The sequence below is a fragment of the Agriterribacter sp. genome (genome assembly GCF_035444585.1).
Taxonomy (GTDB): Bacteria; Bacteroidota; Bacteroidia; order Chitinophagales; family Chitinophagaceae; genus Agriterribacter.
Genome location: NZ_DAOMOZ010000109.1, coordinates 1 through 15,667, shown reverse-complemented (window position 1 = coordinate 15,667; position 15,667 = coordinate 1). Strand labels below are relative to the sequence as shown.

The 15,667-nt window shown below is 43.2% G+C and carries 11 protein-coding genes; 6 read left to right on the top strand and 5 right to left on the bottom strand.

The window, feature by feature from the left end:
• Window positions 1-80 precede the first annotated feature (80 nt).
• From PLH26_RS12565 to PLH26_RS12555, 3 genes are all read left to right on the top strand, one after another.
• The gene (locus PLH26_RS12565) at window positions 81-1,280 is read left to right on the top strand and encodes an aspartyl protease family protein (protein ID WP_324586371.1); all 1,200 of its coding nucleotides are present in this window, start codon (window positions 81-83) and stop codon (window positions 1,278-1,280) included.
• A gap of 66 nt (window positions 1,281-1,346) precedes the next feature.
• The gene (locus PLH26_RS12560; protein WP_324586370.1) at window positions 1,347-2,585 is read left to right on the top strand and encodes a M16 family metallopeptidase; all 1,239 of its coding nucleotides are present in this window, start codon (window positions 1,347-1,349) and stop codon (window positions 2,583-2,585) included.
• 17 nt (window positions 2,586-2,602) lie between these two features.
• Window positions 2,603-3,883, top strand: coding sequence for a M16 family metallopeptidase (locus PLH26_RS12555; protein ID WP_324586369.1), 1,281 nt, complete (start codon window positions 2,603-2,605; stop codon window positions 3,881-3,883).
• A gap of 115 nt (window positions 3,884-3,998) precedes the next feature.
• Here PLH26_RS12555 and PLH26_RS12550 read toward each other — a convergent pair whose 3' ends face one another.
• The 3 genes from PLH26_RS12550 to PLH26_RS12540 form a co-directional block, all read right to left on the bottom strand.
• Entirely contained in the window at window positions 3,999-5,555 is a 1,557-nt protein-coding gene (locus PLH26_RS12550) for a SusD/RagB family nutrient-binding outer membrane lipoprotein (RefSeq protein WP_324586368.1), read from the bottom strand.
• 28 nt (window positions 5,556-5,583) lie between these two features.
• Complete coding sequence (locus PLH26_RS12545; RefSeq protein WP_324586367.1) at window positions 5,584-8,739, bottom strand: SusC/RagA family TonB-linked outer membrane protein; 3,156 nt, start codon at window positions 8,737-8,739, stop codon at window positions 5,584-5,586.
• Between the two features lie 317 nt (window positions 8,740-9,056).
• A complete protein-coding gene (locus PLH26_RS12540) occupies window positions 9,057-11,402 on the bottom strand; it encodes an efflux RND transporter permease subunit (RefSeq protein WP_324586366.1) in 2,346 nt (781 codons plus the stop codon).
• A gap of 205 nt (window positions 11,403-11,607) precedes the next feature.
• On the opposite strand from PLH26_RS12540, the gene recO reads away from it, so the two are divergent.
• The 3 genes from recO (at window position 11,608) to PLH26_RS12525 (ending at window position 14,103) form a co-directional block, all read left to right on the top strand.
• Complete coding sequence (gene recO / locus PLH26_RS12535; protein WP_324586365.1) at window positions 11,608-12,342, top strand: DNA repair protein RecO; 735 nt, start codon at window positions 11,608-11,610, stop codon at window positions 12,340-12,342.
• 186 nt (window positions 12,343-12,528) lie between these two features.
• Window positions 12,529-12,780, top strand: a complete 252-nt coding sequence (locus tag PLH26_RS12530) for a hypothetical protein (RefSeq protein ID WP_324586364.1) — start codon at window positions 12,529-12,531, stop codon at window positions 12,778-12,780.
• Window positions 12,781-12,945: 165 nt separating this feature from the next.
• A complete protein-coding gene (locus tag PLH26_RS12525; protein ID WP_324586363.1) occupies window positions 12,946-14,103 on the top strand; it encodes a PSP1 domain-containing protein in 1,158 nt (385 codons plus the stop codon).
• A gap of 182 nt (window positions 14,104-14,285) precedes the next feature.
• On the opposite strand, the gene fucP is transcribed toward PLH26_RS12525, so the two are convergent.
• Both fucP and PLH26_RS12515 read right to left on the bottom strand, forming a co-directional pair.
• Window positions 14,286-15,524, bottom strand: a complete 1,239-nt coding sequence (fucP, locus tag PLH26_RS12520) for an L-fucose:H+ symporter permease (RefSeq protein WP_324586362.1) — start codon at window positions 15,522-15,524, stop codon at window positions 14,286-14,288.
• A 25-nt stretch (window positions 15,525-15,549) separates the two neighbouring features.
• Window positions 15,550-15,654 carry an SDR family oxidoreductase gene (locus PLH26_RS12515; protein WP_324586372.1) on the bottom strand — a complete coding sequence of 35 codons (105 nt, stop codon included), beginning with the start codon at window positions 15,652-15,654 and terminating at the stop codon, window positions 15,550-15,552.
• Window positions 15,655-15,667: the final 13 nt, after the last annotated feature.

The window sequence follows — 15,667 nt, the reverse complement described above, 5'->3', positions numbered from 1 at the left end:
GTATTTGCAAAAATACTAAGTTTATGAATGACGAACGGCTGGATTTTCTATACAAAAAGAATTAAATTTATGAGCTACATATGAAAATAATATTTGCCTGTTTTGTATTTGTAGCCGCATCTATTCCTCTGCGCCTAACCGTTGCCGGTTCAAAAATATTTTCCGAAGAGCCCGCGAAGCTGGTCACCCAGTTTAAATTTCAGCAGTTCAGCGGTGGCGTGGTGATCGTACAGGCCCGGGTAAACCACTACCCCGATACCCTGAATTTCATTTTGGATACAGGCAGTGGTGGCATTTCCCTCGATTCTTCTACTGTAGTAGCTTTATCTATTCCCACAGTGCCTTCAGAGCGTACCATCCGTGGCATTGCAGGCATCCGCAAGGTAAACTTCCTGTACAATGCAACCCTTCATTTGCCGGGATTATCATTAGACAGTCTTAATTTTCATGTAAACGACTATGAAATCCTGTCGAGCGTATATGGGGTGAAGATAGACGGGATAATAGGATATAGCTTTTTCAGCCGCTATATTGTTCACTTTGATTATGATCACCTGCTCCTTTCGGTGTATTCGCAGGGAGATTTCAAATACAAGCGCGGGGGCTATATTTTAAGGCCGCTGCTTACTTCCATTCCCGTCATGCAGGCCGACTTCAGGGATGCGAGGAGATTTAATTCGAGGTTTTATTTTGATTCCGGTGCGGGCTTATGCTTTTTGATCTCGGATGACTTTAACAGGGACAGCGCAGTGCTTAACCCAAAGAAAAAGCCCCTGCTTACACAGGCCGAAGGATTGGGAGGCAAAATGGAAATGCGCTTAACCACGGTAAAGGAAGTGCGTATCGGTCCCTATCGCTTTCGCAACGTACCTACGTATATTTTTGAAGATGTGTATAATATTACAGCATATCCCTATCTCGCCGGACTGGTGGGCAACGACCTGCTGCGGCGCTTTAATGTAACCCTTAATTATGCAAAGCGCGAAATACACCTCATTCCCAACTCGCATTACCGCAGCCCCTTCGACTATGCGTATACAGGGCTCGGCATTTACATTATTGACGGCCGAATACAGGTGGAAGACGTAATACCGGCCTCACCGGGCGAAGAAGCCGGGTTTAAAGTTGGCGATGTTTTGGTAAGCGTGGGCAATAACCTTTCCAATAATATTCAAACCTATAAAAATATTTTGCAGGCGCCGGGGCAAAGAATAAAAGTTATTGTAAACCGCAACGACAGCCTTCTTGTTCTTACACTCCGGCCAGACAGCATTCTCTGATTTAAAATCGTTTTCCGTATATTCCTCCTAATTTTGCATTCCTTTTAAGCTACAGGAATTTATAATATGATACAGTTTGAACAGTTTGCGCTGCAAAACGGATTAAGGGTTGTGGTGCATGAAGACCATTCCACACCTATGGCAGTTGTGAATGTAATGTATGATGTTGGGGCAAGGGATGAGGACCCCGCACAAACAGGATTTGCTCATTTGTTTGAGCACCTGATGTTTGGAGGCTCTGTTAATATCCCGTCGTACGATGAACCGTTACAACGTGCCGGAGGCGAAAACAATGCCTATACCACCAATGACCTTACCAATTACTATTGCCAGCTACCTGCCGAAAATATTGAAACTGCCTTTTGGTTGGAAAGCGACAGGATGCTGAGCCTCGCCTTTGGTGAAAAAAGCCTGGAAGTGCAGCGTAAAGTAGTAAGTGAAGAATTTAAAGAGCACTACCTGAACAAACCCTATGGTGATGTTTGGCATAAAATGCGTGCACTGGCGTATAAAACACACCCCTACCGCTGGATGACGATAGGAGCCGAGTTAAGCCATATAGAAAACGCTTCACTTCAAAATGTTAAGCAGTTTTTCTTTAAGCACTACCGCCCCGTAAACGCCATACTTACGGTAGCCGGCCATGTTACTGTTGTGCAGGTACGGCAGCTTGCCGAAAAATGGTTTGGAGACATCCCGGCAGGAGAGAAATACATACGCCATCTTCCGCAGGAAGCAGTGCAAACGACTGCACGCAAACTTGAAGTTCACGCCAATGTGCCTGTAGATGCATTTTACAAATGCTGGCATATATACCCGCGCATGGATCCCAGGTATTACACAACAGACCTGCTTACCGAAATATTGAGCGGCGGCGGGTCCTCCCGGTTATTTCAATCGCTGGTAAAAGAAAAACAGATCTTCAGCAATATCGGATGTTATCATTTTGGAAGCATAGATGCAGGACTGGTAACCATTGAGGGCAAACTGGTAAGAGGTGTTAAAATGGAAGATGCAGAACAGGCTGTAGAAGCTGAGCTGCAAAAAATAAAAGATACCCCCGTTGAAGAAAAGGAATTGCGAAAAGTGAAAAACAAAACAGAAAGCCTCATCGCTTTTGAAGACATGAGCCTGATGAGCAGGGCAGGCAGCCTTTCTTTTTATACGCTTCTTGGTGATACAAATATGATCAACGAAGAGTTAAACAAATACCGGTTGGCTACAGCTACCGGGTTACAGCAGGAAGCCAATATTATTTTTGATCCCGCCAACAGCAATACCATGTATTACTTTGGCAATCATTAAAGCGGAAAATACAAAGCATGGCAAACAGACAATTGGCTCCCGGGATCAGGGATGCGATAGACTATACACTTGAATTAAAACCTTTCCTGAAGTTTACTTTGGATAACGGAATGGCTGTGTACGCCATTGATGCGGGCGCAGAAGAGGTAGTGCAGTTAGAGCTGGTTTTCAACGCCGGCAACTGGTATGAGCGTGAAAACCTGGTTGCCATGGCTACCAATTATATGCTTAAAAATGGCACTTCGCAAAAAAGTGCATTTGACATTAACGAGCATTTTGAATATTATGGTTCATATCTTAACCGCAATTGTTATAACGAAACCGCTTCGATCAGCCTGCACAGCTTAACGAAGCATCTGCCTGAATTGTTGCCTGTTATACAGGAGCTGATCACCAGTTCCGTTATGCCTGAACCCGAGCTGGATATTTACAAGCAAAACATGAAGCAAAAGCTTGAGGTTAACCTTAAGAAGTGCGACTTTGTATCCAACCGTTTGATTGATGAATATTTATTTGGCATTCACCATCCATATGGCCGGTATAGTTCCACCATAGCTTACGACGCATTGCAGCGCGACCAGCTTTGCCGGTTTTTTGAGCAGTATTACATGAACGGGCAATGCAGCATCTTTGTGGCGGGTAAGCTGCCGGTTAATATTGAGCAGCTGCTGAATGAAAATTTCGGAAAGCTTCCCTTAAATAAAGCACACCCACCGGAAATAACACATGTTGCAGAAGCTGCAGCGGAAAGGAAGTACCGTATTATAAACGATAAGGAAGGGATACAGGGTGCTATCCGCATAGCGGGCCATTTTCCGGGCAACCGTCATCCCGATTTTATCAAGGCGCAGGTGTTGAATACGCTGTTTGGCGGTTATTTTGGCTCAAGACTGATGAGCAATATAAGAGAAGACAAAGGATATACGTATGGCATACACAGCTATTTCCAAAGCCATATGCATGCAACTGCCTGGATGATCAGCACAGAAGCCGGCAGTGAAGTTTGTGAAGCCACTATTGCCGAAGTGTATAAAGAGATGCAGGTATTGCGGGAGAAAAAAGTAACAGAGCAAGAGTTACTGCTGGTAAAAAATTATCTTATCGGCACCATACTGGGCGACCTTGACGGACCCTTTCATATTATAGGCAGGTGGAAGAACATTATTTTAAATGCATGGGGGGAAGATTATTTTCAGAGGTCTGTTAATGATATCAAAAGCGTTACCACCAAAGAGATACAGGAGCTGGCCAACAAATACCTTCACCCCGAAAAATTTTATGAGCTGGTGGTAGTATAATCCTACGACAATAATAATTTGGTTCAAAAACAAAAAAGAGGCTGTCTCAAAAGTGATTTTAGGACAGCCTCTTTCCATTACAATTTTATCCGATTATTTGCAGTGCGCTTAAATATTATCGGGTACCTCCTGCCCACCACACGTTTTCGGTATATACATAACGCCCGTCTCCATAAGCGGTACTAACATTGGGATTGGCCGAAACATCGGAATTGCCGTAAGTATACCTTAAAGGGAACCTGTCGGTATTAAGCGGGTTGGCTAACTCAATCAAATCGTCTTCACCCAGTGCCTTTAATCTGCGGTAATCATTATATGCCTCTGTGGCTTCTCCGGAAGCTCCGTAGAATGCCAGGTATTTCTGCAGCATGGTTTCTTTCAAAGGATCTGCGGTGAACCGCGGCAATACTTCATCGTTAAAATAACCTGTTGCCACATCTTCCGACAAATCAATATCGGCATCGATACCCCAATAGTCGTTTGCAGAATTTAAAGAACGCCCTAAATTTCCAAAAGCATTAATTACCGCGTCTTTCAGTACGGGCTCAGCCTCTTCACTCCTGTCCAGCCTTATAAGCGCTTCCGCTTTCAGGAACATGAGCTCATGATAACTCAGGAGCAATGTAGGCGGCGTGGGGGCATATTCCGCCATAGAAATCGGATATACAAACTGCTGCTGGGCCGGAGTGCCATTGGGAGCTGCATCTGCCATTACTTCATCTAAAGTGAGCTGAACGAAATCGTAATCCATAAAAGCCTGCTCGCCTCTCGGATCGTTCAGGTCCTTGAACTTGGTAAGTAAGCTGGTACTGGCTCCCAGTCCATCCCTGCTATAGGAATATGCAAATAAAGGATTAACATTTACGTCCCCGTCATAAATGCTGAACGACATTTCTTCTGAAGCGTCTTCAAATGATTGATCAATATAATCGAGGATATTGGTCAGGTCTCCTTCTGCATCGGTGCTCACCTTTAAGGTATGCATCAGGTATCTTGCTTTGAGCCCGTATGCAGCTTTAGCCCAGTTGGCTTTATTGCCACCATAAATCAGATCCTGGCTGCCGACACCTTTGCCGGCCATATCCGACCCTGCCAGTAATACGATCGCCTCATCCAGGAGTGTTTGAATTTGAGGATAGAGATCCGACTGTTTATCCATCGCCGGTTGCATGAATGCCGGAGAACCATCGGGGTTCATAAGACCGGATTCACTAAAAGGAACATCTCCAAAATAATCAGTAAGCACTCCAAGGTTATATGCAAGCAATACTTTAGCGATACCGCAGGTAACGTCATTTCCCTCTTCCTCTCCGCCAGCCGATGTTTTGGCAATTACAATTTTCAATGCCTTAATATTGTTGTAAATGCTCCCCCAGGTATTATTATAGGTTGTTGCCGAAACCGGCTCACCTGTTCTTGTTTCTGCATTATACAGTTGACCATGTACTCCTACTTCATGCTCAATATATACAGACGCATACAAAGAAATATCTCCTCCCACAACTGAAAATGCAGTTGAAGTCATAAGATCAGTTAAGATAAATTTAGCCTGCACATCTGCAGGGTTATTTTTGTTTTCATTGATCTTGTCTAATTCTTTTTTAGAACAGGACGTAATCAATACAGCTCCTGCCACAATTAAGAACAGACCAAATATTTTTGTCTTTTTCATCGTCATCTATTTTTCAGATTAAACTTTATTAGAATTGTATGTTAAGTCCCATGCCAAAACTTTTAGTTTGTGGCAAAGTGAACCTTTCAAACGATCCGGCCATATTATTATTCCCCTGGCTGGATTCAGGATCCAATTGGGGTGAGTTGGTCCATAACAAGATATTGCGCGTAAAAAAGCTGACGGATAAACCAAAATTTTCCTTTTTAATGGCCTGAACGCGTAAAGCCAGCTCCCTCAGTTTCATAAATGAGGCGTTCACTATGCTGCTTTCATCAATTGAGTTTAAAGCTGCATAATATGCCTGTATCGCCGGCGCTCCGCTAATAACTATGTCATTGGGTTTCCCGTCTTCTTTAACCGCTCCTTCAAACATCGCCGCATTTTTATCCCTTGCTTCTGCAGTTTCCTTGCTTACCCCATAATTACCAAACAAACCGGTAGTACCGCTGTACATCTGCCCACCCTGTTTCCAGTCTGTTACCGCCGTAAGCGTAAGCATCTTATACCGCAACCTTGTGTTGGCGCCGAGTATAAAATCGGGCGAAGCGCTTGCAATAACGCCCGGTGCACCGGTTAAGGGAATACCATCATTGCCGACAACCACCTGGCCCTGTTCATTTCTCAGATACGTTGTGCCATAAATTACAGGAAACTTATCACCGATACCTGCGCGCACCTGTGGTGTAACAAAACCACCCAGGAATATGCTTTCAACACCCGGAGCCAGTTCATCTACATAGTTATCTATTTTTGAAAAGTTAGCTCCAATGCTCCATTCTAAATTTGATTGCCTGATCGCATTTATATTGATGGTGGCTTCATGCGCATTGGTATGGATTTTACCACCGTTTGTTCTATACGAAGAAGCGCCGGTAGATCCCGGCAGCGGCACATCAAAAATCTGATCTTTTACATTTTGCCTTGAATATGTGTAATTCAATTCAATTAAATTATTGAAAAAGTTCAGGTCGGCGCCCACTTCGTAAGAAGTAGTGTTTTGCGGTTTTAAATTGGCATCGTATATCAATGTGCTGGGTATGTATGCCTTTGTTCCGTTGATCGGATATAATATGGGTGTTATCAAATAAAATCCACCACTATATGCGGGAACGGTATAATAGTTTTGCAGGTAATCGCCTGCCTGGCCTACCTGGGCTATGGAGAACCTTAATTTCCCGAAGCTTAAAAAGGAGTTACCATTAAGACCTTCTAACTCGGTAAATACAAAGCCCAGAGAGGCGGAGGGATAATAAAATGTTCTGTTATTGCTTGGCATGGACGACACAATATCCTGGCGCCCGGTAACACTCAGGTATAACATTTGAAGATATGATAAAGAAACATTTGCAAAATTCCCGATTGTTCTGCGCCGGGTACTGGATTCCGTTGCATCCTTTACCCCTGTATTGTCCATGTGGTTCCAGCCGGCAAAAGCGAAGTCCTGACCAAAGGCGTACACATATTTTGTGTTTGTGTTTACAATTTCATTTCCTACCAAAGCATTAAGACTGAAATCATTATTGATATCCCATTTAAAATTTGCCGTGAGCAAAGAATTTAAAGTCGTATTGGTGTAACTGTATTCTTCTATGCTCGAATTACGGGAAGGAGATCCATAGCTCCAGATATCCTGGTAATTGGTTGTGTAGGCGTCTACACCTATCTGGTATTTTACATCTAATTTGCTTCTGTCCGACAGGTCAGTAAAATAGCTAACAGACGTGTTACCGAAAAACCTGTTTGTTTTTTCATTAAACGTATTGTGCTCGGTTCCCCAGAACGGGTTTACAAACGACCCGCCGCGATATCCCACGGGAGTATAAATATCTCCTTCGGCATGATTGGGGATCCCTTTTAGGTCATAGCTTGGGGGAGCCGGATAAACCGTGGCTATTATCCCATCGTTGGCTGAAGGCATTTTATCAATATCCGAATTAATAAAATTACCATTGAACGTTGCTTTAAAATGACTGGAGAGCTTCGTTTCACCGGCTAACTTGGCATTATACCGGTTCATGCCGGTGTGTGGCACTATCCCCTTTTGATTAGCGCTGCCCAGTGAAAGAGCGTAAGAACCATTTTCTGTAGCATTTAATATACTAATGGAATTATTATAGATGACCCCGGTATTGAAAAAAGCTTTTATGTTGTTATATACCTGCGGAGTTACCCAGGGATCAAGTCCTGCCTGTGCCCTTTGCGGAACATAATACTGACCGGGATGCATACCGTCTCTGTCTGTATTGGCATTAGTAGTATTTCCCCCGTAAGTTGGATTGTCAGGCAGATCGGCTATTTTAGGTCCGAAAGATGTTGAAGCGGTAGGATTGTAATTTCCGCCAGTGCCCTGGGCATATGTCGTTTGCAAATCGGGATAGCGGGAAAGCTCGTCCAGGCTAACAGAAGTATTAAAAGTTATCCGGGCCTTCCCTTTAGGTATACCCTTACCGCTTTTGGTAGTAATTACAATTACACCATTGGAAGCGCGTATACCATATAATGCAGATGCCGCCTGCCCTTTTAATATATCAATGCTGGCAATATCATTGGGATCAATATCTACTGCACGGTTCGCAATATCCGTACCCGTAACGCTGAAACCGGTACTTATATCTGCGTCTGAAGATACCGGCATCCCGTCAATAACGTACAGCGGTGTGTTGTTTCCCGTAAAAGACCGTGCACCACGTATGGTGATCAGGGAAGAAGCGCCGGGCATACCGCTTGATGGCGTGATCTGCACGCCCGAAACCTTACCTTGTAAAGCTCCGGCAAAACCAGTATTGGCAGCCTGAACAAGCTCATCTCCCTTAACAGCTTGTGTTGCATACCCCAGGGCCTTCTTTTCTCTTGAAATTCCCAGCGCAGTTACTACTACTTCCTGCAGGCTTGAGGCTGAAACCAAAGTAACGGATAAGGTGTTCTGGTCACCAACAGCGATATCTTCGCTCTGAAAGCCTGCAGCGCTCACAGTAAGTATGGCATCCGGGCTTACCATAATGCTAAAATTCCCATCCTGGTCGGCGGCAACTCCCGCCGTGCTTCCTTTTATCTTTATTGTGGCAAATGGGATCGGGTCGCCAATTTCATTTGTAACACGACCGGTTAAGGTTTTTGTTTGAGACCATGCAATTATCGAGCATAGCAATAGCATAGCCAGCAGTGATAAAGTTTTTCTCATGTTTTTTGTTTTAAATGAAGGCCCAAAGATACAGAGAATCGAGAAACATAAAATTTTTGTTAAATCTCTCGTTTTAACCGCTGTATACTGTTTCAGACAAGAAACAAAAAGGTTTTGCTGCTTTTTTTTATACGGGAAGTGGAAAGATATTGAATATTAAAAACATGTATTTTTTAAATATTTATAATAAATTAATTAACATTGTTTAGTGATAACAACAAGAATGGTATGCTTTCAGGATCCTTTCTGTATATATAATTGACGGTATCCTGCCTTAAACGGGGTTTATACAACTTTGCCGGTGTACCTTAAGAAGATCAGGTGGATGGTTTTACCGGCTTTGTCCGGTGCAGAATAACCAGTAATACGGGTAACAATATCAGGTTAGTTGCCGTAGCGGAGAGGAGGGTAAGTGAGGTAAGCCAGCCCAGTGCCTTAGTTCCGCCAAAGCCACTGAAAATGAAAATGCTGAAGCCGGCGATCAGTACCAGCGATGTATAAATGATGCTGATGCCGGTATGACGGATCGTTTGCAGGATGGTAGGCTTTATTATATTATTATTGGTTGGCAGTTCCTGGCGGTAATTCACCAAAAACCGGATGGTTACATCGATGGCGATGCCTAAAGCGATACCGAATATCAATACGGTGGATGGTTTAAGCGGTACGCCTGCCCAGCCCATAATACCGGCCGTTAGCATTAACGGAATGATATTGGGCACCAATGAACAGACCAGTATCCGAACCGATTTAAAGAGATAAAACATGCACAGGGCGATCAGTAAAAAAGCCCACACAATGCTTTCCTGCAATCCACTGATAATAAAGCGGCTGCCTTCTAAAAAAGTAACGCTTGTACCAGTAAAACGTACATCAAACCTGGTTGAATCAAAAAGCTCGTCGGATCTTTTTTTAATATCGGCCAGTATGAGCGGGAGCTTCTCGCTGCCAACATCGGCCATGTTAACGCTGATACGGGTTTTTTGCCGGGTGCTGTCCATAAAGGCATTCATCAGTTGTTGAAAAACATTGCTACTGGCATTACCGGTATCTTTTTTTACTCTCAAATAATCGCTTACAAATGCACCATCAAAAGCGTTGGGTAATGCGTAATTCAGGCTGTCGCCATCGTAAAATCCCTGTTTGGCAAATTTTAATGCTTCCACAAGCGATAACGGGCGGGCCATTTCGGGCTTGGCAGCGATATACTGTGAGAGAGAGTCTATTTTTTGAAAAATATCCAGGGCCTTCATTCCAACAAAGCCGTATTTCTTTTTTGTGTCTACAATGATCTCCAGAGGCATGATGCCTTCAAAGTGCTTTTCAAAGAATTTCAGGTCTGTGTAAATTTTATCGGTTTGGGGTATATCGTCAACCATATGACCAACCGATACGAGCCTGAGCATTCCCGAAACGGAAAATACAATAACCAGACCGGTAACAATATAAATAGTTTTCGTATGGTTAAACACCCATCTTTCAATACGGGTGAGCACATTATCGAGCCACCTGGTTTCCAGATATTTTACATGTTTTGGCCTGGGTGAAGGCAAATAGCTCAGTACTGCCGGAATAGCAGCCAGTGAAATAAAAAATATAGCCATTATGCTGATGCCGGCCACCATGCCGAACTCTTTCAGTATGGCACTTCTGGTTAAAGCAAATACTGCAAAGCCAATAGCTGCAGAGATATTACAAAACAGGGTTACTATACCCATGCGGCTGATCATTTCCACCAGTGCTTTGTTTTTTTCGCCTGTATCCAGCCATGCCGTATGATACTTATTGAGAAAATAAATGCAATTGGGTATGCCGATTACCACAATAAGCGGTGGTATTAATGCCGTTAACAGGCTGATGTTGTAATGAAAGAGGTGCATAATGCCCATGCTCCAGATCACACCCGTTATAACCACACCCAACGACAGCACGGTAGAGCTTACTGACCTGAAAAACAGCATAAGAATTATTGCCGAGATCAAAACAGAACCAATAAGGAACCAACGCATTTCCTTTTCCACCTTAATGGCCATATTGGTTCGTATAAGCGGAAGCCCGCTGATGTGCATTTCAATATTATGCTGTTTGCCAAAGCTGTATACCAATCCTTCGATCTGTGCTACTACTTTTTCCCGTGCTTTGGAGCCCAGCACATCTTTATTTATCCGTACGCCTATCAGGTAGGCTTTTGTTTGCGGATTATACAGCAATCCTTTATAAAAGGGAAGAGAATAAAATACAGTAACATTACTGTCGAGGCTTTGCTGAGAGCTGCTTTGTGCCGGGAATACCGCCTTTACTTTCAGCTTTTGAGTACTGTCGTTTTTTACGAGGTTAACAGCGCCGGGCACACTCAGCACGCCTTCCACCTTATCTGTTTCCTTCAGCTTTTTGCACAGCGTTGCATAATCATTAAACACCTTTTCTTCAAACAGGCTATCCGTTTTGCAGCCGATTACCAGCATATTACCATCATCACCAAATTGCTTTTTAAATGCCAGATATTGCTTATATAGCGGATTGTCAACGGGAATGGTACGCACAAATTCGTAACTGATTTGCACCTGCAATGCGTGGTATAGCATAAAAGCCGTGGTAGTGAACAATGCGATCAACAGAACCAAACGAAAACGTAATACAAACCGGCCGAGCTTTTGCCACATGATAGTGTTATTGAATTTTACGAAAAATGCAAAGAAACTTATTTTTTGTGGGGGGATGGGGATTTTTTTGAATGCTGCGAGGCCGGTCAGTCTTTCAGCTATCGGCTGTGAGTTGTCTTACCGCTCACCACTTACTGCTTACTACTCACTACTCACTACTTACCACTTTTCTGTCTTAGCTTTATGCCTTTCATCATTCACTGGCATGGTTCACACCACAAAAGGCATTGTATTGCGCACTGTTTCCTATGGCGAAACATCAATGATCGTTTCGCTGTATACCGAATTGTTCGGGTTGCAGTCTTATATCGTGAATGGTATACGGACGTCTAAAAAAACTACCGTAAAAAACAATTTGTTCCAGCCGGCCTGCATACTGGCAATGGAAGTGTATCACAATGACTTAAAAAATCTTCAGCGAATAAAGGAGGCAAGATGGCATTATCTATACCGGGATATTTTTTTTAGTATACCTAAAAATATGGTTGCCCTGTTTATGACAGAGCTCCTGCAAAAAACGATCAGGCAACCTGAGCACAACCCCAACCTGTTTGATTTTATAGAGGATGCATATATACAATTAGATAAAGCAGATACAAAAGTTACTGCTGCTTATCCATTGTTTTTTGCGCTGAAGCTTACTTCATTTTTTGGTTTCGGCATAAGGGACGACTACACGCTATCCGGTAATATACTTGATCTGCGTGAAGGAGGATTTGTGAAGCATCTCCCTGAACATCCTTATTATCTGGAAGAACCGGCAAGCGCTGCAGTATCACAACTCTTAAAAGTAATGCAGCCAGAAGAATTGCGTTATACCGTTCTATCGCCGGCAGCGAGGAGAAGAATGCTTGAATCCATATTACAATTTTATGCCCTACATATACAGGATTTTGGCGTTATGAAATCCCTTCCCGTATTACAGGCAATATTGTCGTGACCATTTTACCTTCTTACCATTTTACTTTCTTGCCATTTTACAATCTTGCAGCACCGCAGGTTGTAAGACGGGTAAGATCGTAAGACGGGTAAGATCGTAAGACGTGTAAGATTGTAAGACGGGTAAGATCGTAAGACATGTAAGATGGTAAAACATGTAAGACCGTAAGATATGAAAGTGTGTCAGATGAAATCCTTTTTTGCCATTGCTCTTTATTTTAATCGTTCAGATTTGGCAACATTTTGCTATTTTTGGTATAAATGTCCTGAAAAGGGATTCTATATATATAATGTTACAGAATTTGTGAGCGTGATTGAAAGTATTGAAAAGCGTTTATTTTATTTCAATATAGTTATTCTGGTTTCGGTTGTTATGCGTAAGTCGTATAATGATTTATTTATAAAGGCGCCTGCAGCAGGTTGTTCCTCAACAGGATAATAGTGCATATTTATTCACTGTAACATCATTCCTTTATTCAGGCATTATTATTAACTATTTAATATATGCCGAAATATGAGTTGTAGTAGTTGTGGAACCAACACCGGGGGCAAGCCCAATGGATGTAAAAGTAACGGAGGGTGCGGCACAGGCAGTTGTAACCGCATGAATGTTCACGATTGGTTAACCAATCTTCCCCTGTCTGATGAAGCCAGTTCATGCCGCATTGTAGAAGTTTCCTTTAATAATGGCAGCAGGAAAGATTTTTACCGCAACAGTACCGTTCAACGCTATGAAAAAGGCGATATGGTAACCGTGGAGGGCGTTAGCGGCTTTGATACGGGTGAAGTGAGTCTTTCGGGAGAGCTGGTGCGCCTGCAACTGAAAAAGAAAGGCGTTGATGAAAACAATCCCGAAATAAAAAGAATACTGCGCAGGGCAGGTGACCGGGACCTTGAGCTGATGAAGCAGAACAAGTCCCGCGAGCCGGAGGCATTGATGCGCGCACGATCCATTGCCAGGCAATTGAAATTAGAGATGAAACTTGCGGAAGTAGAATTCCAGGCAGATGGGAGAAAAGCCACTTTTTTTTATACCGCAGACGGCCGCGTTGATTTCAGAGAACTGATAAAAGTATATGCTTCCGAGTTCAAGGTAAAGGTAGAAATGAAGCAGATCGGTGCAAGGCAGGAGGCGGGGAAAGTAGGAGGAATAGGCAGTTGCGGACGCGAGCTCTGCTGCAGTACCTGGCTTACCAGCTTTAAGAGCGTTACCACTATTGCGGCCCGGTATCAGAACCTGAGCATCAATCAAACCAAATTAAGCGGACAATGCGGACGCCTGAAATGTTGTTTGAACTATGAACTGGATACTTATTTAGACGCCCTTCAGGGCTTCCCGGATAATGCCGATATATTAGAAACGGCTAAAGGAAATGCATTGCTTATTAAGAAAGATATTTTCCGCAACCTCATGTGGTATATATTGCCCGACAGCAACAAGCAATATCCGCTTTCTATTGTTACAGTACGCAAAATAAAAGAAATGAATGGAAGGGGTGTAAAACCCGAAGCATTGCAAGCAGAAGAACTGGTGAGCAGCAGGCCCAAAGAGGTAGAGCCCGATTTTGTGGATGTAGTGGGACAGATCAGCCTGCGCAGTTTGGAAAAAAATGACAAGCGAAGGAAATTCAGACAAAGAGAGCAAAGAGATCAGCAAGACAGAAACCGCGGTAATGCCAGAAATACCCCACGCCCGCCGCAGCAACAGAACCAGCCGAGGCCACAGATCAGGAAAAACAAGGATAAAGGGAAAACGAATTAAAAGCTGGCATTACGTCGGGTAAGGATGTCTGTATATTTCGTGAAAAGTGAGAGAGCAGAGGTGAAAAAGAAGTATTTCACGTTTCACATTGAAGCTGCGCTATCTGATTGATGAGCAAAGCTGACTGATTGAATAATTAACGAGGCTTCCCTGTAACCTGCAACTTGTAACACTTTGTTTTTTTATGTTCTCTTTATTTTATATCCCTTCCAGCCATACCATGCTACCACAATGAAGCAAAACAATGGGATAATATATGCCTGCGCCGTGCCTTTTTCCGACAGCAATCCCATAAAATAAGGCATCAGCGCTCCGCCCACAATAGACATGATCTGAAATGATGAGCCTTTTTTGGTATGATGCCCCAGGTCTTTAACGCCCAAAGCAAAAATGGTGGGAAACATAATGGATTCAAAAAAGAAAACAGCCATCAGAGAATATACCGACAGCCAGTCTTTACCCCAAACCACCATTATGCAAAGCACGATATTGATCAGGGCAAAAATGGTAAGCAGCTTATTGGGGGCGATCTTTCGCATGAGTGCCGTGCCTACAAACCTGCCGATGGTGAAAAGCAGTAAACTGATAGAAAGCAGATAAGCGGCTTTCGCATTGTCAATTTCATTTTTTGCCTCGGTACAATAATTTATAAAAAGAGCGGCTATGCCTACCTGCGCTGCCACGTAAAAAAATTGTGCAATAACGCCATATACAAAATGCGTGTGCTTGAACAAAGGTTTTTCATCCTGCAGCTTATCAGAAACAATTTCGCTTTCTTTAATTTCAGGTAAATAAGTTCTCCAGAACAATACAGCAATAAATAAAACAACTATGGCAATGATAACGTATACCAGTTTTACGGAATCGAGGTTGCCGCTGTTCGATCCCGGATCATCATTAAAAAATACGTTCGCTGCAATGATCGGACCGATAAAAGAGCCTACACCGTTGAAGCATTGCGATAAATTGAGGCGGAATTCAGACGTTTCGGGTTTACCCAATACGGTTACATAGGGATTTGCGGCTGTTTCCAAACAGGTTAGCCCCGAGGCCAGTATAAAAAGGGCTAATAAAAAAAAATCGAAACTGGCCATTTGTGCCGATGGGAAAAAAAGAAATGCACCCGTTGCATACAATAGCAAGCCAAGGATAATGCCTTTCTTATACCCGTACTTATTCATAAAAATACCGGCGGGAAGGGCAATAAGAAAATATGCGCCAAAATAGGCCGCCTGTAACAGGGTTGACCTTGCTTTTGTTACATTCATTGCATCCTGGAAATGCTTGTTAAGTACATCCAGCAGCCCGTAAGCCAATCCCCATAAAAAAAACAGGCTCGTTACCAAAATAAGGGGGAACAGGTAATTTTTGTTGTTTCGGGAGGCTGCAGCAACAGGAGCAGCGGTTGAAGTTAAGGCCATTCAATCTTGAATTAAGTATATATTATTATAAGGATCTGTCTAAATGCGTATAACCGCCATCAACATAAATGATCTGCCCGGTAGTATGGCTCGACCTGTTGCTCAGCAGGAATACTGTCATGTCTGCAATTTCCTCCGATGTG

What these genes read in the sequence shown, in the direction of transcription:
- PLH26_RS12550 (WP_324586368.1), bottom strand. Translation starts at nt 5,555, where the DNA reads ATGAAAAAGACAAAAATATTTGGTCTGTTCTTAATTGTGGCAGGAGCT.
- PLH26_RS12555 (WP_324586369.1), top strand. Translation starts at nt 2,603, where the DNA reads ATGGCAAACAGACAATTGGCTCCCGGGATCAGGGATGCGATAGACTAT.
- recO (WP_324586365.1), top strand. Translation starts at nt 11,608, where the DNA reads ATGGTTCACACCACAAAAGGCATTGTATTGCGCACTGTTTCCTATGGC.
- PLH26_RS12540 (WP_324586366.1), bottom strand. Translation starts at nt 11,402, where the DNA reads ATGTGGCAAAAGCTCGGCCGGTTTGTATTACGTTTTCGTTTGGTTCTG.
- PLH26_RS12545 (WP_324586367.1), bottom strand. Translation starts at nt 8,739, where the DNA reads ATGAGAAAAACTTTATCACTGCTGGCTATGCTATTGCTATGCTCGATA.
- PLH26_RS12525 (WP_324586363.1), top strand. Translation starts at nt 12,946, where the DNA reads ATGAATGTTCACGATTGGTTAACCAATCTTCCCCTGTCTGATGAAGCC.
- PLH26_RS12530 (WP_324586364.1), top strand. Translation starts at nt 12,529, where the DNA reads ATGAAATCCTTTTTTGCCATTGCTCTTTATTTTAATCGTTCAGATTTG.
- fucP (WP_324586362.1), bottom strand. Translation starts at nt 15,524, where the DNA reads ATGGCCTTAACTTCAACCGCTGCTCCTGTTGCTGCAGCCTCCCGAAAC.
- PLH26_RS12560 (WP_324586370.1), top strand. Translation starts at nt 1,347, where the DNA reads ATGATACAGTTTGAACAGTTTGCGCTGCAAAACGGATTAAGGGTTGTG.
- PLH26_RS12565 (WP_324586371.1), top strand. Translation starts at nt 81, where the DNA reads ATGAAAATAATATTTGCCTGTTTTGTATTTGTAGCCGCATCTATTCCT.